We start from the raw sequence: 16,578 nt of genomic DNA on the forward strand, positions 1-16,578 counted from the left end.
ATTGATCTCCAAGTGTTCCACGAATTTTCCAACTATAATTGACTGTTGCGCCGTCCTCGCCTGAAGGTGGCGCCCTGCACCGGCCTGCCGGCCTCGATGTCTCCGGCAACTGGCGCATCACACCAGACGCATTACACTTGAAACAAGCACATGACCGCAATTCAAATAACGAATGTAGAAAAGAGCTATAAATCGCTCAAGGCGCTGGGCGGCGTGTCGCTGGCCATCGAAGAAGGCGAGTTTTTCGGCCTGCTCGGTCCCAACGGCGCCGGCAAGACCACCCTCATTTCCATCATCGCCGGCCTGATACGCCCCGACGCGGGCACCGTCAAGATCCATGGCCACGACGTGGTCAAGGACTTCCGCAACGCGCGCCGCAACCTGGGCGTGGTGCCGCAGGAACTGGTGTTCGACCCGTTTTTCACCGTGCGCGAAACCCTGCGCCTGCAGTCCGGCTATTTCGGCCTGCCGAACAACGACAAGTGGATCGACGAGGTCATGGAAAACCTCGACCTGACCGGCAAGGCCGACACGAATATGCGCGCGCTGTCCGGCGGCATGAAGCGCCGCGTGCTCGTGGCGCAGGCGCTGGTGCACAAGCCGCCCGTCATCGTGCTCGATGAGCCGACGGCCGGCGTCGACGTGGAACTGCGCCAGACCTTGTGGAAGTTCATCTCGCGCCTGAACCGCGAAGGCGGCCACACGGTCGTCTTGACCACCCACTACCTGGAAGAGGCGCAAGCCATGTGCCAGCGCGTGGCCATGCTGAAGACGGGCAAGGTGGTGGCGCTCGACACCATGTCGGCCCTGATCCGCCGCATCGCCGGCTCGCAGCTGCAGCTGCACCTCAAAAACGGCAGCCTGCCGGACGACCTGCGGCACCTGGTGCTGCATGCGGAAGAACAGCAGGCGCCGAACAAGTTCAGCCTGCGCGTCAACGAATACAGCGAAGTCGAAAAAATCCTCGCCCGCCTGCGCGAAGCGGGTGCCGAGATCGATGAAATGCAATTGCAACAAGCCGACCTGGAAGATATCTTCTTGCAGATCATGGATAAAGGTACCGTATGATTTCGACAGGATTTCGCACCCTCGTCTACAAAGAGACGCTGCGCTTCTGGAAAGTGGCGACGCAAACCGTGGCCGCGCCCGTGCTCACGTCGATGCTGTACCTGCTGGTGTTCGGCCATGTGCTCGACGGCCGCGTCGAGCCGAGTCCCGGCGTCAGCTACACGGCCTTTCTGATTCCCGGCCTGGTGATGATGAGCGTGCTGCAAAACGCGTTCGCCAATTCCTCGTCCTCGCTGATCCAGTCCAAGATCACGGGCAACCTGGTGTTCGTGCTGCTCACTCCCCTGTCGCACTGGGAAATCTTCTCGGCGTATGTACTCGCTTCCGTCGCGCGCGGCCTGGCCGTGGGCTTTGGCGTGTTCGCCATCACGTGCTGGTTCGCCGACCTGTCGTTCGTCGCGCCGCTGTGGATCGTCGTGTTCGCCTTCCTCGGCGCCGCCATGCTGGGCACCATGGGCCTGATCGCCGGCATCTGGGCCGAGAAATTCGACCAGCTGGCCGCCTTCCAGAACTTCCTGATCATGCCGGCCACTTTCCTGTCGGGCGTGTTCTATTCGATCCACTCGCTCCCCGCCTTCTGGCAGACGGTATCGCATTTGAACCCCTTCTTTTACATGATCGACGGCTTCCGCTACGGCTTCTTTGGCGTGTCCGACGTCAGCCCCTGGCTCAGTCTTTCCATCGTCGCCGGCTTCCTCGTGATCCTGGCGCTCGCATCGATCCGCCTGCTGAAAAGCGGCTACCGACTGCGACACTAATTGCGCCGTTGATTGCGGCATATCACATCACTACATTATTCAATATCAAGGACTTATCGTGACCACCACTCCAGAACTGATCCACGGCTATCTGTCGGCCGGCCTCGAATGCACGCACCTCGAAGTGGAGGGCGATGGCCAGCACTTCCAGGCCGTGATCGTCTCGCCCGCGTTTGCCGGCAAGCGTCTGATCCAGCGCCACCAGATCGTCTACGCGGCGCTGGGCGACCGCATGCGCGAAGAAATCCACGCGCTGTCGATGAAAACCCTGACACCTGAAGAATTCCAAGGATAAGCACATGGACAAGCTCCTCATCAACGGCGGCAACCGCCTGAACGGCGACATCGCCATCTCCGGCGCGAAAAACGCCGCCCTGCCCATCCTGTGCGCCGGCCTGCTGACCGCGGGCGACCTGGACCTGACGAACGTGCCGCATTTGCACGACGTGGCCACCATGCTGAAACTGCTGGGCCAGACGGGCTTGAAAGTACGGCAGGACGGCGACCGCGTGGTGCTCAACGGCAGCGCCATCGACACCCTGGAAGCGCCGTATGAACTGGTAAAAACCATGCGCGCCTCGATCCTCGTGCTGGGCCCCATGCTGGCGCGCTTCGGCGAAGCCAAGGTCTCGCTGCCGGGCGGCTGCGCCATCGGTTCGCGCCCCGTCGACCAGCACATCAAGGGGCTGGAGGCGCTGGGCGCCGAGATCCGCATCGAAGCGGGCTACATCTACGCCAAGTGCGCCAAGCTGAAAGGCGCGCGCATCGTCACCGACATGATCACCGTCACCGGCACCGAGAACTTGCTGATGGCCGCGACCCTGGCCGAAGGCGAGACCATCCTGGAAAACGCCGCCTGCGAACCGGAAGTGACGGACCTGGCCCACCTGCTGGTGGCCATGGGCGCGAAGATCGACGGCATCGGCACCAGCCGCCTGGTGATCCAGGGTGTGGACGCCCTGCACGGCGCCTCGCACGCGGTGATCGCCGACCGTATCGAAACGGGCACCTTCCTGTGCGCCGTGGCGGCCACCGGCGGCGATATCACCCTGCGCAACGTGCGCACCGACATCCTCGACTCTGCGCTCGACAAGCTGCGCGCCATGGGCCTGACGATGACCTTCGGCGCCGACTGGATCCGCGCCGAGATGTCGGCCCGCCCGAACCCCGTCAGCTTCCGCACGACGGAATACCCGGGCTTCCCGACCGACATGCAGGCGCAGTTCATGGCCGTGAACACGATCGCCAATGGCGCCAGCCGCGTCACCGAAACGATCTTCGAGAACCGCTTCATGCACGTGCAGGAAATGAACCGCCTGGGCGCCGACATCACCATCGAAGGCAACACGGCCATCATCGCCGGCGTCAAGCAGTTGCGCGGCGCGCCCGTGATGGCGACCGACCTGCGCGCGTCGGCGTCGCTGGTGATCGCGGCCCTGGCCGCCGATGGCGAAACGCTGATCGACCGCATCTATCACCTCGACCGCGGTTACGACCGCATGGAAGTGAAGCTGTCGGCCGTCGGCGCGAATATCGTACGCATCAAATAACAAGGAACGAGCATGAACGGATCGAACAACGGTGACAGCTCCCAGCTGATCCTGGCGCTGTCGAAAGGCCGCATTTTTGAGGACACCATGCCGCTGCTGGAAGCGGCCGGCATCAAGGTGCTGGAAAACCCGGAGACCTCGCGCAAGCTGATTTTGGCCACCAACGATCCGAACGTGCGCGTCATCATCGTGCGCGCCAGCGACGTGCCGACCTACGTGCAGTACGGCGCGGCCGATTTCGGCGTGGCGGGCAAGGATGTCTTGCTCGAACACGGCGGCGAAGGCCTGTACCAGCCGATCGACCTGAATATCGCTTCTTGCCGCATGTCGGTGGCGGTGCAGGCCGGTTTTGACTACGAAAAGGCCGTGCACCAGGGCGCGCGATTGCGCGTGGCCACCAAGTTCGTGCACACGGCGCGCGAGCACTTCGCCGCCAAGGGCGTGCACGTCGACCTGATCAAGCTGTATGGCTCGATGGAGCTGGCGCCTTTGGTCGGCCTGTCCGACGCCATCGTCGATCTGGTCAGCACGGGCAGCACCCTGCGCGCGAACAACCTCGTCGAGGTCGAGCACATTATGGAAATTTCGTCGCGCCTGGTGGTCAACCAGGCCGCGCTCAAGCTCAAGCGCGAGCGCTTGCAGCCGATTATCGAGGCGTTTGAACGCGCTTCGCAAGCTTAGACACCTTCAGTAGCAGAAAGCCGATTATGCCGATACAGATACGCAAGCTCGATTCAAGCCAGGATGGTTTCCAACAATCGCTCGACACCTTGCTGGCGTTCGAGGCGGGCACCGATGCGGCGATTGAAACGTCGGTCGCAAAAATCCTGGCCGACGTGAAAACGCGCGGCGACGCCGCCGTATTGGAATACACGAACCGTTTCGACCGCATCCCGCATGGCGGCGCGGCGGAAATGGCGGCCTTCGATATTTCGCAAGCCGAATTGCAGGCGGCCCTGAACGGCTTGCCGTCGGCGCAGCGCGAAGCGCTGCAGATCGCCGCCCAGCGCATCCGTGCCTTCCACGAACGCCAGCGCGAAGAACTGCGCGGCTTTACCTACACCGAGCCTGATGGCACGGTGCTGGGGCAGAAAATCACGCCGTTGGACCGGGTCGGCATTTACGTCCCGGGCGGCAAGGCCGCGTATCCGTCGTCCGTGCTGATGAACGCCATTCCCGCGCACGTGGCGGGCGTGGGCGAAATCATCATGGTGGTGCCGACGCCTGATGGCGTGAAAAACCAGATGGTGCTGGCCGCCGCCGCGATCGCCGGCGTGACGCGCGTGATCACCATTGGCGGCGCGCAAGCCGTCGGCGCACTGGCGTATGGCACGCAGACGATTGCCGCCGTGGATAAAATCGTCGGTCCCGGCAACGCCTATGTGGCCGCCGCCAAGCGCCGCGTGTTCGGCATCGTCGGCATCGACATGATCGCCGGGCCTTCCGAAATCCTCGTGCTGTGCGATGGCACGACGGACCCGGACTGGGTGGCCATGGACCTGTTTTCCCAGGCCGAGCACGACGAACTGGCGCAGGCGATTCTGCTGTGCCCGGACGCCGCTTACATCGTGAAAGTCGAAGAGAGCATCGCCAAGCTGCTGCCGACGATGCCGCGCCAGGCCACCATCAGCACCTCGCTGGCGGACCGCGGCGCGCTGATCAAGGTGCGCAGCATGGCAGAGGCCTGTGAAATAGCCAATGCCATCGCCGCGGAACACCTGGAAATCTCGGCGGAAAACCCGCAGCAGTGGGCCGAGCAGATCCGCCATGCGGGCGCCATGTTCCTCGGGCGCTTCTCGTCCGAATCGCTGGGCGACTATTGCTGCGGTCCCAATCACGTGCTGCCGACGTCGCGCACGGCGCGCTTTTCGTCGCCGCTGGGCGTGTACGACTTCCAGAAGCGCTCGTCCATCATTCACGTGAGTGAAGCGGGCGCGCAAACCCTGGGCCGTGTCGCCGCCACGCTGGCGTATGGCGAAGGCTTGCAGGCGCACGCGCGCAGCGCCGAATTGCGCCTGAAGCCGCAGCCATGACGAAGCTGGCGGAGCAGCCGGACTGGGTCAACCGGGTCTATTGCGAAGATGCGCTGGCGGGGCTGGCGCGCATTCCCGATGGCTCGGTGGACCTGATCCTGACGGATCCGCCGTACAACCTGGGCAAGGATTACGGCAATGCCTCGGACCAGCAGTCGGTGGCCGACTACCTGCGCTGGACGGAACAGTGGATCGATGCGGCGCTGCCCAAGCTGAAAGCCAACGGCAGCCTGTATATCTTCCTCACCTGGCGCTATTCGCCGGAGATCTTCGTCATGCTGAAACAGCGCATGGCGATGATGAATGAAATCATCTGGGACCGCCGCGTGCCGTCCATGGGCGGCAGCGTGCGCAGCTTTTCATCGGTGCACGACACCATCGGCTTCTTCGTCAAGCGCAAGGATTACTACTTCGACCTTGACGCGGTGCGCATCGCCTACGACGCGGCCACCAAGAAAGCCCGTTCGCGCTCGATCTTCATCGGCGCCAAATGGCTGGAAGTGGGCTACAACCCGAAAGACTTGTGGAGCGTGTCGCGCCTGCACAAGGAACACCCGGAACGGGCCGACCACCCGACGCAAAAGCCGCTCGAAATCATCGAGCGCATGGTCAAGGCGTCGTGCCCGCCCGGCGGCGTGGTGCTCGACCTGTTCATGGGTAGCGGCACCACGGCGCTGGCGGCGAAGCGCTGCGGGCGCGATTTTGTCGGCTTTGAATTGAATCCCGACTACTGCGCCATCATCGAACAGCGCCTGGCGGCGTTGACGCAGGAGCTGGCCGAACCGGTCACATTGGCCGCGCCGAAAGCCGCCAAGGCGGCAGCGAAAAAGCCGGCGGCTGCCAGGAAGCCGGCCGCCGTGAAGAAACCGCCCGCCGTGAAAAAAGCGCCGGCCCGCAAGGCGCGTAGCGCCGCCGTGCCGGAAGACGTCGTCATTTAGTCTCCACTAATTTCATCAGGAGTGTTTGCAGCATGTCTTTCCTCGATCAGTTAATCAGCAACACCGTGCGTGCCGATGTGCGGGCCGTCAAAAGCTACCAGGTCGCCGATGCCAGCGGTTACATCAAACTCGATGCGATGGAAAACCCGTATCCGCTGCCGCCGCATCTGCGCGAGGAACTGGGCGTGCGCCTGGCCGGCGTGGTATTGAACCGCTATCCGCCGTCGTATGCCAGTCTGCAGGCGGCCATCTGCGCCAAGCTCGGCGTGCCCGCCGGCTACGACGTCATGCTGGGCAACGGCTCCGATGAACTCATTTCCATCCTGGCCATGGCGTGCGCGCATCAGGAGCCGGGCAAGCGCGCCGTGCTGCTGGCGCCCGTTCCCGCCTTCGTCATGTATGCGCGCTCGGCGCAGTTTGCCGGCATGGATTTCGTCGGCGTGCCTTTGCAGGCCGATTTCAGCCTGGACATGCCGGCCATGCTGGCGGCCATCGAAGAACACCGCCCGGCGCTGGTCTTCCTCGCCTATCCGAACAACCCGACGGGCAACCTGTTTGCCAGCGCCGACATCGAGCGCATCCTGGCCGCATTGGGTGACACGGGCATCGCCATCGTCGACGAAGCGTATGAACCGTTCGCGCAGCACAGCTTCATGGGCCGTTTGCCCGAGTTCGAGAACCTGGTGGTGATGCGCACCGTGTCGAAACTGGGCCTGGCCGGCATCCGCCTCGGCTACATGTCGGCCGCGCCGGCCCTGCTGGCGCAATTCGAGAAAGTGCGCCCGCCGTACAATGTGAACGTGCTGACGCAGGCGGCGGCTGAATTCGCGCTCGATCACCTCGACGTGTTGAATGCCCAGGCGGCCCTGCTCAACAGCGCGCGCGACGACCTGGCGCTGCGCCTGGCGCAGTTGCCCGGCGTGACGGTATTTCCCTCGAAGGCAAATTTTCTTCTGATTCGTGTGGCTGATTCCGACGATGTTTGCGCAAAACTGCTTGCCCGCCGGGTTTTAATTAAAAATATGAGTAAAATGCATGCTGCGTTGGCCAATTGCCTGCGCATCAGCGTCAGCACCCCGGAAGAAAATTCCCTTTTTTACGATGCCTTCAAGGCATCCCTCGTTTAGCCTACCGCCAGAGCCTCCCATGAACCGCACCGCAGAAATCACGCGCAACACCAATGAGACGCAAGTTCGCGTCGCCCTCAACCTCGATGGCACCGGCCAGCAAAAGCTGAACACTGGCGTGCCCTTCCTCGACCATATGCTGGATCAGATCGCCCGCCACGGCTTGATCGACCTCGATATCGAAGCGACGGGCGACGTGCATATCGACAACCACCATACAGTGGAAGACGTGGGCATCACCCTGGGCATGGCCGTGGCCAAGGCCATCGGTGACAAGAAGGGTATCCGCCGCTACGGCCATGCGTACGTGCCGCTGGACGAGGCGCTGTCGCGCGTGGTGCTCGATTTCTCGGGCCGCCCGGGCATCGAATACCACATCCCGTTTACGCGCGCCATGATCGCCGGCTTCGATGTCGACCTGACCCTGGAATTTTTCCGCGGCTTCGTCAACCATGCGGGCGTGACCTTGCATATCGACAACCTGCGCGGTACGAATGCCCACCATCAATGCGAAACCGTGTTCAAGGCCTTTGGCCGCGCGCTGCGCATGGCTGCCGAGCTCGATGAGCGCGCGGCCGGCATCATTCCATCGACCAAGGGCAGCCTGTAAGCGCCCGCGAACCACTGTAGATTCCGAGATCAAACATGAATAAAATTGTGGTGGTGGATTACGGCATGGGCAATTTGCGCTCGGTGGCGCAAGCGCTGCGCGCCGTGGCGCCGGAAGCCGACGTGCGCATTTCCGGGTTGGCGCAAGACATCGACAGCGCCGACCGCATCGTCTTGCCGGGCCAGGGCGCCATGCCCGACTGCATGCGCAGCCTGCGCGAATCGGGCGTGCTCGAAGCGCTGCTGCGCGCCGCCGACAGCAAGCCCGTGCTGGGCGTGTGCATCGGTGAGCAAATGCTGTTCGACGGCAGCGAAGAGGGCGACGCGGCCGGTCTGGGCTTGCTGCCCGGCAAAGTCGTGCGTTTCCAGCTCGACGGCCAGGTGCAGGAAGACGGTTCGCGCTTCAAGGTGCCGCAAATGGGCTGGAACCAAGTGCGGCAAACGGCGTCCCATGTCATGTGGGATGGTATCGCCGACAACGCCTATTTTTACTTTGTGCACAGCTATTTTGCTCAACCTCAAGAGGCGTTGCACACGGTGGGCGAGACTGTCTACGGTGCGCCGTTCGCTTGCGCCGTCGCCCGTGATAATATTTTCGCCACACAGTTCCACCCTGAAAAAAGTGCTGCCGCTGGCTTGCAGCTGTACAAGAACTTCGTTCACTGGCAACCTTAACGTTAGCTCTCCGGCTTTTTTTCCGCCCCTCACTCACTTTTAAATCACACTGACCATGCTGCTCATTCCCGCCATCGACCTGAAAGACGGTCACTGCGTACGCCTGAAACAAGGCGATATGGAACTTGCCACCGTATTTTCCGAAGACCCGGCCGACATGGCCCGCCATTGGCTGATGCAAGGCGCGCGCCGGCTGCACCTGGTCGACCTGAACGGCGCCTTTGCCGGCAAGCCGAAGAACGAGGGCGCCGTCAAGGCCATCCTGAAGGCCGTGCAAGATTTCGCCGTGGAAAACGACATCGAGGAAATCCCCGTGCAGCTGGGCGGCGGCATCCGCGACCTCGACACCATCGAGCGCTACCTCGACGCCGGCATCACCTACATCATCATCGGCACGGCGGCCGTGAAAAGCCCCGGCTTCCTGCATGACGCCTGCAGCGCTTTCCCCGGCCACATCATCGTCGGCCTCGATGCCAAGGATGGTAAAGTGGCAACGGATGGCTGGAGCAAGATGTCGGGTCACGAAGTGATCGACCTGGCGAAAAAATTCGAAGCCTACGGCGTCGAATCGATCATCTACACGGACATCGGCCGCGACGGCATGATGGGCGGCATCAATATCGACGCCACCGTCAAGCTGGCGCAAGCCGTCAAGATCCCCGTCATCGCTTCGGGCGGCCTGCACAATATCGGCGACGTGGAAGCGCTGTGCGCGGTCCAGGCCGAAGGCATCGAAGGCGTGATCTGCGGCCGTTCCATCTATGAAGGCACGATCGACCTGGCGCAGGCGCAAGAACGCGCCGACGAACTGACCGACGCCGCCGTTTAAGCCTGCCCGGCCGGGAGCGTGCCTGCGCACGCCCTGGCCTGGTGACAATCTGGATACCATCATGCTTGCAAAACGTATCATCCCCTGCCTCGACGTGACCAATGGCCGCGTCGTCAAAGGCGTCAATTTCACGGAATTGCGCGACGCCGGCGACCCGGTGGAAATCGCCCGCCGCTATGACGAGCAGGGCGCCGATGAAATCACTTTCCTCGACATTACCGCGTCCAGCGACAACCGCGGCCTGATCTTCGACATCATCGAAGCCGTCGCGTCGCAAGTGTTCATTCCGCTGACGGTGGGTGGCGGCGTGCGCGTGGTGGAAGACGTGCGCCGGCTGCTCAATGCGGGCGCCGACAAGGTCAGCATCAACACCTCGGCCGTGACGAATCCCCAGCTCGTGTACGAGGCCTCGCAAAAGCACGGTTCGCAATGCATCGTCGTCGCCATCGACGCCAAGCAGGTGTCGCCCGGCAAGTGGGAAGTGTTTACCCATGGCGGGCGCACTGCCACGGGCCTGGACGCGTTCGAATGGGCGCGTAAAATGGAAAGCCTGGGCGCCGGTGAAATCTTGCTCACCAGCATGGACCGCGACGGCACCAAAGTCGGCTTCGACCTGGGCCTGACGCGCGGCGTGTCCGACGCCGTCAGCATCCCCGTCATCGCCTCGGGCGGCGTGGGCGGCTTGCAGGACCTGGTCGACGGCATCAAGGTGGGCCGCGCGGATGCCGTGCTGGCCGCCAGCATTTTCCACTATGGCCAGCACACGGTGCAGGAAGCCAAGCGTTTCATGGCGCAGCAGGGCATTCCCATGCGTCTGGCGTAAAATCAGCAGGATAGAAGAACATGCAAAACGGAACCATCGTAGCAAGCAATGCCAAGTGGCTGAAAAAGGTCAAATGGGACGAGCACGGCCTCGTGCCCGTGATCGCGCAGGAAGCGGGCAGCAACGACGTGCTGATGTTCGCCTGGATGAACCGCGATGCGCTGGCGCGCACGGTGGAGCTGGGCGAAGCCGTATACTGGAGCCGTTCGCGCAAGAAACTGTGGCACAAGGGCGAAGAGTCGGGCCACACGCAAAAGGTGCTGGAAATCCGCCTCGATTGCGACGAAGACGTGGTCTTGCTGAAAATCGAGCAGGCGGGCGGCATCGCCTGCCATACGGGCCGCCATTCGTGTTTCTTCCAGAAATTCGAAGGCGACGAAAAAACGGGCGAATGGCAAGTCACCGACCCCGTCCTGAAAGACCCTGAGACGATTTACGCGGAAAGCAAGAGCAAATGAGCGAAACCCTGAAGCGCCTGGCCGCCGTGATCGAATCGCGCAAGCTGGCCAATGGCGGCGACCCGGCCACGTCGTATGTCGCGCGCCTGTTTGCCAAGGGCGATGACGCGATTTTGAAAAAAATCGGCGAAGAGGCCACGGAAACCGTGATGGCCGCCAAGGATGCGCGCCGCGACAACGACCCGTCGAAGGTGCTGTATGAATGCGCCGACCTGTGGTTCCACTCGCTGGTGATGCTGGCGCAGTTCGACCTGACGCCGCAGCAGGTACTCGACGAGCTGGCGCGCCGCGAAGGCCTGTCCGGCCTGGAAGAAAAGGCGGCACGCAAGGATGAGCTGCGCGACGCCGGCGAAACAGACAAACACTGACCTACTGGAGCATGCGTGGATAACTGTATTTTCTGCAAGATTGCCGCAAAACAAATTCCCTCGAGCATCGTGTATGAAGACGAGGACTTGCTGGCCTTCAAGGATATCAATCCGGCCGCCCCCGTGCATCTGCTGCTGATCCCGAAGCGCCACGTGGCCAGCCTGTCCGATTGCGACGACAGCCATACGGACATGCTGGGCAAGCTGCTGCGCCTGGCGCCGAAACTTGCTGCCGAGTTCGGTTGCGCCGTCACGTATGAAGCCGATGGCGCGCCCGCCGGCGGCTTCAAGACCATGATCAACAGCGGCCCGAACGGCGGGCAAGAGGTGTATCACCTGCACATGCATGTGTACGGCGGTCCCCGTCCCTGGCGCGGTCAACACTGATTTCGCTGCGCGCCGGGTTCACGTGTATACTACCGGCATTGGTTGACGCTATTCGGGCACCGTCCCGCAAGGAGAATGTGATGGGTTCATTGAGTATTTGGCACTGGGTGATCGTTCTGGTCATTGTGATGCTGGTCTTCGGCACCAAGAAACTGGGCAATATCGGCGGTGATATCGGCAAGGCCGTCAAAGGCTTCAAGGATGGCGTCAAGGGCGAAGATGACGCCCCGGCAGCCAATACCCCTCCTGCTGCGCCATCGCAAGTGGCCGACAAAAGCACCATCGACGTCGAGACGAAAGAGAAAAGCAAGTCCTGATAGCGTGGCGGGGCGCTTGCCTCGTCCGGTAACGGCCCTTGTCCGCTTATGATCGATCTCGGTCTCTCTAAAATCGCCATCATCGGCGTGGTTGCGTTGATAGTTATCGGCCCTGAAAAGTTGCCGAGAGTGGCGCGCATGGCCGGTACCCTGTATGGCCGCGCGCAACGCTACCTGAACCAGGTGAAATCCGAAGTCTCGCGCGAAATTGAAATGGAAGAGCTGAAAAACCTGCAGAAGGAAGTGCAGGATGCGGCCCATTCCGTCAAGCAAAGCGTGGAGAAATCCATGCATGGCGTGGAAAATTCGATCTCCGGCAACCTGGCCGAGGTGGAAAACGCCTGGCGTGGCGATTCGAGTTCGTATGATGAGCATCACGATGCCCATGAAGCCATGCTGCGCGCCACCAATGAAGACCTGGCCCGCAAGGCGCGCGAATTCCGCCGCAAGAAGCTGGTGCGCAATTCCGCCATCCCTGGCTGGTACAAGCAGCGCCATGGCGGCAAGCTGCACGTGCAGTCGGCGGCCGCCCGCGTGGCGCGCTTCCGTCCGCGCACCAGTTCCTCCTCCTTTTACTCATGAGTAGCAAATCCCCGGTGGAAGAAACTTTTATCTCGCATCTGGTCGAGCTGCGCAACCGCCTGGTCAAGGCGTCGATCGGCATCGCCGTCGTCTGCGCCGTGCTGTTCTATTGGCCCGGCCCCTCGCAGATCTACGATTTTATCGCGGCGCCGATGATCGCCTCGCTGCCGGCCGGCTCGAAAATGATCGCCACCGGCGTCATTTCACCGTTCCTCGTACCGATGAAAGTGACGTTGGTGATCGCCTTCATCGTCGCCTTGCCCTGGGTGCTGTACCAGATGTGGGCATTTATCGCCCCCGGCCTGTACACGCATGAAAAGCGCCTGATCGCGCCGCTGGTCATCTCGTCTTCCCTGCTGTTCATGGCCGGCGTGGCCTTCTGCTATTTCTTTGTGTTTGGCCGCGTCTTCCACTTCATCAGCGACTTTTCGCCATCGTCGATCGCGGTGACGCCCGATATCGAAAACTACCTCGATTTCGTCATGTCGATGTGCCTGGCCTTTGGCGCCACGTTCGAAGTGCCCGTAGTGGTGGTGATCCTCGTGCGCATGGGCATTGTTTCTATTGCGAAACTCAAGGAAGTGCGTCCCTACATCATCGTCGGCGCCTTCGTGATTGCCGCCATCGTCACGCCGCCGGACGTCGTCAGCCAGTTCTCGCTGGCCATCCCGATGTGTCTGCTGTTCGAGCTGGGCCTGCTGGTAGCGCCCATCTTCGTCAAGGCCACGCAGGCGCCGGAAGAAGCGTCCTAGACGGTTTGCAATACACGCAAGCAAAAGCCGCTGACCTCCTTCGGGAGCAGCGGCTTTTTTATCGTCCGGAAAGTTGGTGGGTGCTTACTGCAGCATCAGTTTGCTGAGGATGCCCAGGTTGAGCAGGATCAGGGTGCTCATCATCCAGTACACGTGTTTCATGTCCGCGCCATGGCGCAAGTCCAGGCGTTCCAGGCGGGCGTCGAATTTGTGCTCGAATGTGTCAAATTTGGCGTCGAATTTGTGTTCCAAGGCGTCTAATTTAGTATCGAATTTGTGCTCCAGCGCATCGATCCTCGTATCGAGTTTCAGGTCCAGTGCATCGATCTGGGTATCGAGTCTGAGCTCCAGCGCATCGATCTTCAACTCCAGCGCGCCCACCTTGGTATCGACGTTGTGCGACACCAGCTTGATTTCCCCCAGCAGATTGCGCTCGAGCGCCGCCAGTTCGCCATGCACGACGACAGCCGAACCCAGTACGTCGCCCAAGGCCGTCGCATGGGCTTCCGCCTGCTGCGTGGGCACGCCGGCCGAGGCGAGGCGTTTGGCGTAATCGAGGGTGTCGAACTGGATGGGCATATGCATGGACGCTCCTGTATCCAGCCTAGCAGGAAAATCGGCAATTGCCAGTGAGGAGTGCGGTGGCGCCTGCCTTCCCGTCAGCGTAATGGACAGGCACGCCGGCGGTTTGCGGTGGCGCAAACGCATGCAAAAAGGGCGCCGCAGCGCCCTTTGCAAGGAGAGGAGGCGTACAAGTTAATTCATCAGTTCCTTGATGACTTTCACGGGCGCGCTGCCGTAGCTGAGGAATTGCTCGTGGAAATCCTTCAGCACGAATTTGCTGCCCAGCGCTTGCTTGCGCTGTTCGCGCAAGTCCATGATTTCGCTGTAGCCGCTGAAATAGCTGGTCAGTTGCACCGAGCTCAGCTGCACACGGCGCCATTTTTCCTTCGCTTCACGCTGGGTCTGGAAGGCCTGGCGCGTCAGCAGGTCGAGCGCTTGCGCTTCCGTCATGCCCAGCACGTGCACGCTGTAGTCGAGGATGGTGTTGGTGACGCTGCGCAAGTTCCACTTCGAATACATCAGCCACATTTCCGGCGCGTTGTTGCCATAACCCGATTCGAGCATCATGCGCTCGCCATACACGGCCCAGCCTTCGATCATGGCGCCATTGCCGAAGATCGACTTGACCAAGGACGGCGACTTGTTGGCGTACACGAGCTGCGTGTAGTGGCCGGGAATGGCTTCGTGGATATTCAGGATCTGCAAGATCCAGTGGTTGTATTCGCGCAAGCTGCTTTCCGCCTGTTCCGGCGTTTCGCCATCGAGCGGCGTCACGTTGTAATAGGTGCGGTCTTGCGGACGGTACGGGCCGGGCGCCTCGATGCTGGCGCCGGCCACGCCGCGCTGGTAAGCGGGCGTTTCACGCACGACGAGGGGCTTTTTCGGGTCCATCGTCAGCAGGTTGTGGCTGGTCACCCATTCCTGCAACTCGGGAATCTGGCGGCGGATTTCCGGCACGAAATCGGCGGCCGCCACGTGGTTGCTCGACAGCTTGTCGATCACCATGCCGATCTTCGCCGTGCGGTCCGCCGGCTTGGCCGTGTTGCCCATGGTTTTCACCCACAGCTCATCGGACAGGCTATCCATGTGTTCGAGCAGCTTTTCGCGCGCGGCCAGGGCTTTCTGGTACATCTGCTCGGCGCTCACGCTGGCCTGGATATCGTAGGCAAATTTCTGTTCGTACAAATCCTTGCCGATGCGGAAGGAGCGCGCATTGCCGTTCTGCGCCAGCGCCGCATCCTGTTCCGTCAGCCAGGCCGCGTAGCCTTGCACGGCCGTGCGGGCCGCAGCGATGCGCGCGTTGTATAGCTGTTTTTCCGCCGGCGTCAGGATGGAACCCTGTGCCGTCTTGTTCAAGTCGTCAAGCACGCTGAGCACGCCTGCGCTCTGTGCGATGGCCAGCTGCGTGTGTTCGCGCGTCGGGTTGACGATGCTGGCGCGCGCGGCCGCATAGTATTGCGGCACGGTGGCGATGCGCTTGAGCAAGGTGCGCAGGCGCTGCGGCTGGGCCGCGTATTCCGTGTTCAGGATGAAGTCGATGGAACCGGCCACGTTGTACTGGGCGGGATTCCATTCGAATTCGCGGAAGGTGGTCAGATACCAGCGGCCCGATTGCAGTTTATTGGTCAGCAAGGCCAGGTCGGTACGTTGCTTGTCCGACATTTTGCCGGCATTGAGCTTGCCGAACTTGCCCAGCCATTCTTCGATGAAGGCCAGTTGCTTCTGGCGGCTGGCCGCGTCGGGAATGCTCAGGTTGGCGGCGCCATCGTACTTGCCGACGGAAATCGCGCTTTCCGGGTCCAGGCGCCACAGGGCCGTGAGGAACTGGCCGCTCAGGTTATTCATGGAGCGGTCGCTGCTGTTCTCGCTGGCGACGGCCGCGACCGTGGCTGCCGTTGCCGCCGTGACGACGGCCGCTTTCTTGGCGACGGTTTTCTTCTTGCTGCTGCTGGTGCTGGCCTTGCTGTTTTTCTGCGGCTTCTTCGCGGCGCTGGCCGGTGTCAGGGTAAAGGCCATCATCAATGCGGCGAGCGCAACTTTATTTTTTATCAGCATAGTTTATCTCTTGAATATTTTGTCGTTTGCCCTCATCAGAAAATAATAAACTGATAATATAAGTAACAAACAACTATTGAAAGGTTGGCCTTGCTTGCCTGGGCGGCCCAAAGATTAGCACTAATTGCCCCTGCGGCGCTAGACGACGATGGCGCTGCCGTGCAGCAGTTCCTGGTGGCGCGCATTGATGGCCGCCACGGCATCCTTGCCGCGCGCCATGCCGGTGGCGTGGATTTCCGTTTCCTGCGTGTAGCGCTGGCTGACGCGCACCGTGTAGGACTGGAACAGCCAGCTCCAGAAGTTCGTTTCATAGACGGCTTCATCCATGTCGCGCCATTTGACGCCCGTGAGTTTCTTTTTCCACGGCAAGATGCCGGATGCCAGCCACACGCCCGCCTCATCGTAGTACAGCTGGTAGCTGCGTATCGTCAGCAGGCGGTAGCCGACGATCAGGGCCGAGCCGACCAGCACGATGAAGGCGGCGCGCGTGTTGTACTTGAAGGCCAGCGGCAGGGCGGCAAAAAACAGCAGCACGGCAATGAGGAAGGTGCTGACGTAGGCGGTCCAGGATTTGCCGCACAAAAAGGTGGCGCGCTGGCCGGCGCTGGTGGCGATATAGTCGGTCATGGCGTGGGAGAGCAACAGGAAAAATGGATCATCGCATGGAACGCGGCGGCGCCGTTCA

The 16,578-nt window shown here is 61.6% G+C and carries 21 protein-coding genes; 18 read left to right on the forward strand and 3 right to left on the reverse strand.

All coding sequences use genetic code 11. From position 1 onward, the window contains the following. Window positions 1-150: 150 nt before the first annotated feature. From V3C40_RS26660 to tatC, 18 genes are all read left to right on the forward strand, one after another. Window positions 151-1,068, forward strand: coding sequence for an ABC transporter ATP-binding protein (locus V3C40_RS26660; protein WP_070303724.1), 918 nt, complete (start codon window positions 151-153; stop codon window positions 1,066-1,068). Continuing rightward, on the forward strand, window positions 1,065-1,826 hold the full coding sequence (locus V3C40_RS26665) for an ABC transporter permease (protein ID WP_034753822.1): 762 nt from the start codon (window positions 1,065-1,067) through the stop codon (window positions 1,824-1,826). Before V3C40_RS26660 ends, V3C40_RS26665 begins: the two co-directional genes overlap by 4 nt. Before the next feature lie 58 nt (window positions 1,827-1,884). Beyond that, window positions 1,885-2,121 (forward strand): BolA family protein, encoded by a 237-nt coding sequence (locus V3C40_RS26670; protein WP_034753824.1) that lies wholly within the window; start codon window positions 1,885-1,887, stop codon window positions 2,119-2,121. A gap of 4 nt (window positions 2,122-2,125) precedes the next feature. Next, window positions 2,126-3,376, forward strand: coding sequence for a UDP-N-acetylglucosamine 1-carboxyvinyltransferase (gene murA / locus V3C40_RS26675; protein ID WP_034753826.1), 1,251 nt, complete (start codon window positions 2,126-2,128; stop codon window positions 3,374-3,376). Window positions 3,377-3,388: 12 nt separating this feature from the next. Further along, on the forward strand, window positions 3,389-4,057 hold the full coding sequence (gene hisG, locus V3C40_RS26680; protein ID WP_070219646.1) for an ATP phosphoribosyltransferase: 669 nt from the start codon (window positions 3,389-3,391) through the stop codon (window positions 4,055-4,057). Between the two features lie 26 nt (window positions 4,058-4,083). Further along, a complete protein-coding gene (gene hisD, locus V3C40_RS26685; protein ID WP_331778968.1) occupies window positions 4,084-5,409 on the forward strand; it encodes a histidinol dehydrogenase in 1,326 nt (441 codons plus the stop codon). Continuing rightward, the gene (locus V3C40_RS26690; RefSeq protein WP_331778969.1) at window positions 5,406-6,347 is read left to right on the forward strand and encodes a DNA-methyltransferase; all 942 of its coding nucleotides are present in this window, start codon (window positions 5,406-5,408) and stop codon (window positions 6,345-6,347) included. Before hisD ends, V3C40_RS26690 begins: the two co-directional genes overlap by 4 nt. 32 nt (window positions 6,348-6,379) lie before the next feature. After that, the gene (gene hisC, locus V3C40_RS26695) at window positions 6,380-7,474 is read left to right on the forward strand and encodes a histidinol-phosphate transaminase (RefSeq protein WP_331778970.1); all 1,095 of its coding nucleotides are present in this window, start codon (window positions 6,380-6,382) and stop codon (window positions 7,472-7,474) included. Window positions 7,475-7,493: 19 nt separating this feature from the next. Continuing rightward, complete coding sequence (hisB, locus tag V3C40_RS26700) at window positions 7,494-8,084, forward strand: imidazoleglycerol-phosphate dehydratase HisB (protein ID WP_010402123.1); 591 nt, start codon at window positions 7,494-7,496, stop codon at window positions 8,082-8,084. A gap of 35 nt (window positions 8,085-8,119) precedes the next feature. Then, on the forward strand, window positions 8,120-8,758 hold the full coding sequence (gene hisH, locus V3C40_RS26705; RefSeq protein ID WP_072457435.1) for an imidazole glycerol phosphate synthase subunit HisH: 639 nt from the start codon (window positions 8,120-8,122) through the stop codon (window positions 8,756-8,758). Window positions 8,759-8,813: 55 nt separating this feature from the next. Continuing rightward, window positions 8,814-9,587 carry a 1-(5-phosphoribosyl)-5-[(5-phosphoribosylamino)methylideneamino]imidazole-4-carboxamide isomerase gene (gene hisA, locus V3C40_RS26710; protein WP_034753842.1) on the forward strand — a complete coding sequence of 258 codons (774 nt, stop codon included), beginning with the start codon at window positions 8,814-8,816 and terminating at the stop codon, window positions 9,585-9,587. A 61-nt stretch (window positions 9,588-9,648) separates the two neighbouring features. Continuing rightward, window positions 9,649-10,410: an imidazole glycerol phosphate synthase subunit HisF gene (gene hisF, locus V3C40_RS26715; RefSeq protein ID WP_034753845.1), complete on the forward strand. Its 762-nt coding sequence runs from the start codon at window positions 9,649-9,651 to the stop codon at window positions 10,408-10,410. A gap of 20 nt (window positions 10,411-10,430) precedes the next feature. Next, the gene (gene hisI, locus V3C40_RS26720) at window positions 10,431-10,868 is read left to right on the forward strand and encodes a phosphoribosyl-AMP cyclohydrolase (RefSeq protein ID WP_034753847.1); all 438 of its coding nucleotides are present in this window, start codon (window positions 10,431-10,433) and stop codon (window positions 10,866-10,868) included. Further along, window positions 10,865-11,236, forward strand: a complete 372-nt coding sequence (locus V3C40_RS26725; protein WP_034753849.1) for a phosphoribosyl-ATP diphosphatase — start codon at window positions 10,865-10,867, stop codon at window positions 11,234-11,236. The genes hisI and V3C40_RS26725 overlap by 4 nt, the downstream gene beginning before the upstream one ends. A gap of 15 nt (window positions 11,237-11,251) precedes the next feature. Continuing rightward, on the forward strand, window positions 11,252-11,623 hold the full coding sequence (locus V3C40_RS26730) for a histidine triad nucleotide-binding protein (RefSeq protein ID WP_034753851.1): 372 nt from the start codon (window positions 11,252-11,254) through the stop codon (window positions 11,621-11,623). A gap of 80 nt (window positions 11,624-11,703) precedes the next feature. Next, a complete protein-coding gene (gene tatA, locus V3C40_RS26735; protein WP_034753854.1) occupies window positions 11,704-11,940 on the forward strand; it encodes a Sec-independent protein translocase subunit TatA in 237 nt (78 codons plus the stop codon). 48 nt (window positions 11,941-11,988) lie between these two features. Beyond that, complete coding sequence (gene tatB, locus V3C40_RS26740; RefSeq protein WP_034753856.1) at window positions 11,989-12,522, forward strand: Sec-independent protein translocase protein TatB; 534 nt, start codon at window positions 11,989-11,991, stop codon at window positions 12,520-12,522. Beyond that, the gene (gene tatC / locus V3C40_RS26745) at window positions 12,519-13,274 is read left to right on the forward strand and encodes a twin-arginine translocase subunit TatC (RefSeq protein ID WP_034753858.1); all 756 of its coding nucleotides are present in this window, start codon (window positions 12,519-12,521) and stop codon (window positions 13,272-13,274) included. The genes tatB and tatC overlap by 4 nt, the downstream gene beginning before the upstream one ends. Before the next feature lie 84 nt (window positions 13,275-13,358). Here the strand turns inward: tatC and V3C40_RS26750 are convergent, their stop codons facing one another. The 3 genes from V3C40_RS26750 to V3C40_RS26760 form a co-directional block, all read right to left on the reverse strand. Then, complete coding sequence (locus tag V3C40_RS26750; RefSeq protein WP_331778971.1) at window positions 13,359-13,859, reverse strand: hypothetical protein; 501 nt, start codon at window positions 13,857-13,859, stop codon at window positions 13,359-13,361. A gap of 171 nt (window positions 13,860-14,030) precedes the next feature. Then, window positions 14,031-15,890: a DUF885 domain-containing protein gene (locus V3C40_RS26755; protein ID WP_331778990.1), complete on the reverse strand. Its 1,860-nt coding sequence runs from the start codon at window positions 15,888-15,890 to the stop codon at window positions 14,031-14,033. 141 nt (window positions 15,891-16,031) lie between these two features. Next, window positions 16,032-16,520, reverse strand: a complete 489-nt coding sequence (locus tag V3C40_RS26760) for a hypothetical protein (protein WP_070303742.1) — start codon at window positions 16,518-16,520, stop codon at window positions 16,032-16,034. Window positions 16,521-16,578 lie beyond the last annotated feature (58 nt).

This window comes from Janthinobacterium sp. LS2A, from assembly GCF_036543145.1.
GTDB lineage: Bacteria > Pseudomonadota > Gammaproteobacteria > Burkholderiales > Burkholderiaceae_D > Janthinobacterium > Janthinobacterium aestuarii.

Bases quoted from the DNA above. Each gene is read 5' to 3' on its own strand.
- V3C40_RS26660 (WP_070303724.1), top strand. From the start codon at position 151: ATGACCGCAATTCAAATAACGAATGTAGAAAAGAGCTATAAATCGCTC.
- V3C40_RS26665 (WP_034753822.1), top strand. From the start codon at position 1,065: ATGATTTCGACAGGATTTCGCACCCTCGTCTACAAAGAGACGCTGCGC.
- murA (WP_034753826.1), top strand. From the start codon at position 2,126: ATGGACAAGCTCCTCATCAACGGCGGCAACCGCCTGAACGGCGACATC.
- hisG (WP_070219646.1), top strand. From the start codon at position 3,389: ATGAACGGATCGAACAACGGTGACAGCTCCCAGCTGATCCTGGCGCTG.
- hisD (WP_331778968.1), top strand. From the start codon at position 4,084: ATGCCGATACAGATACGCAAGCTCGATTCAAGCCAGGATGGTTTCCAA.
- V3C40_RS26690 (WP_331778969.1), top strand. From the start codon at position 5,406: ATGACGAAGCTGGCGGAGCAGCCGGACTGGGTCAACCGGGTCTATTGC.
- hisC (WP_331778970.1), top strand. From the start codon at position 6,380: ATGTCTTTCCTCGATCAGTTAATCAGCAACACCGTGCGTGCCGATGTG.
- hisB (WP_010402123.1), top strand. From the start codon at position 7,494: ATGAACCGCACCGCAGAAATCACGCGCAACACCAATGAGACGCAAGTT.
- hisH (WP_072457435.1), top strand. From the start codon at position 8,120: ATGAATAAAATTGTGGTGGTGGATTACGGCATGGGCAATTTGCGCTCG.
- hisA (WP_034753842.1), top strand. From the start codon at position 8,814: ATGCTGCTCATTCCCGCCATCGACCTGAAAGACGGTCACTGCGTACGC.
- hisF (WP_034753845.1), top strand. From the start codon at position 9,649: ATGCTTGCAAAACGTATCATCCCCTGCCTCGACGTGACCAATGGCCGC.
- hisI (WP_034753847.1), top strand. From the start codon at position 10,431: ATGCAAAACGGAACCATCGTAGCAAGCAATGCCAAGTGGCTGAAAAAG.
- V3C40_RS26725 (WP_034753849.1), top strand. From the start codon at position 10,865: ATGAGCGAAACCCTGAAGCGCCTGGCCGCCGTGATCGAATCGCGCAAG.
- tatA (WP_034753854.1), top strand. From the start codon at position 11,704: ATGGGTTCATTGAGTATTTGGCACTGGGTGATCGTTCTGGTCATTGTG.
- tatB (WP_034753856.1), top strand. From the start codon at position 11,989: ATGATCGATCTCGGTCTCTCTAAAATCGCCATCATCGGCGTGGTTGCG.
- tatC (WP_034753858.1), top strand. From the start codon at position 12,519: ATGAGTAGCAAATCCCCGGTGGAAGAAACTTTTATCTCGCATCTGGTC.
- V3C40_RS26750 (WP_331778971.1), bottom strand. From the start codon at position 13,859: ATGCATATGCCCATCCAGTTCGACACCCTCGATTACGCCAAACGCCTC.
- V3C40_RS26760 (WP_070303742.1), bottom strand. From the start codon at position 16,520: ATGACCGACTATATCGCCACCAGCGCCGGCCAGCGCGCCACCTTTTTG.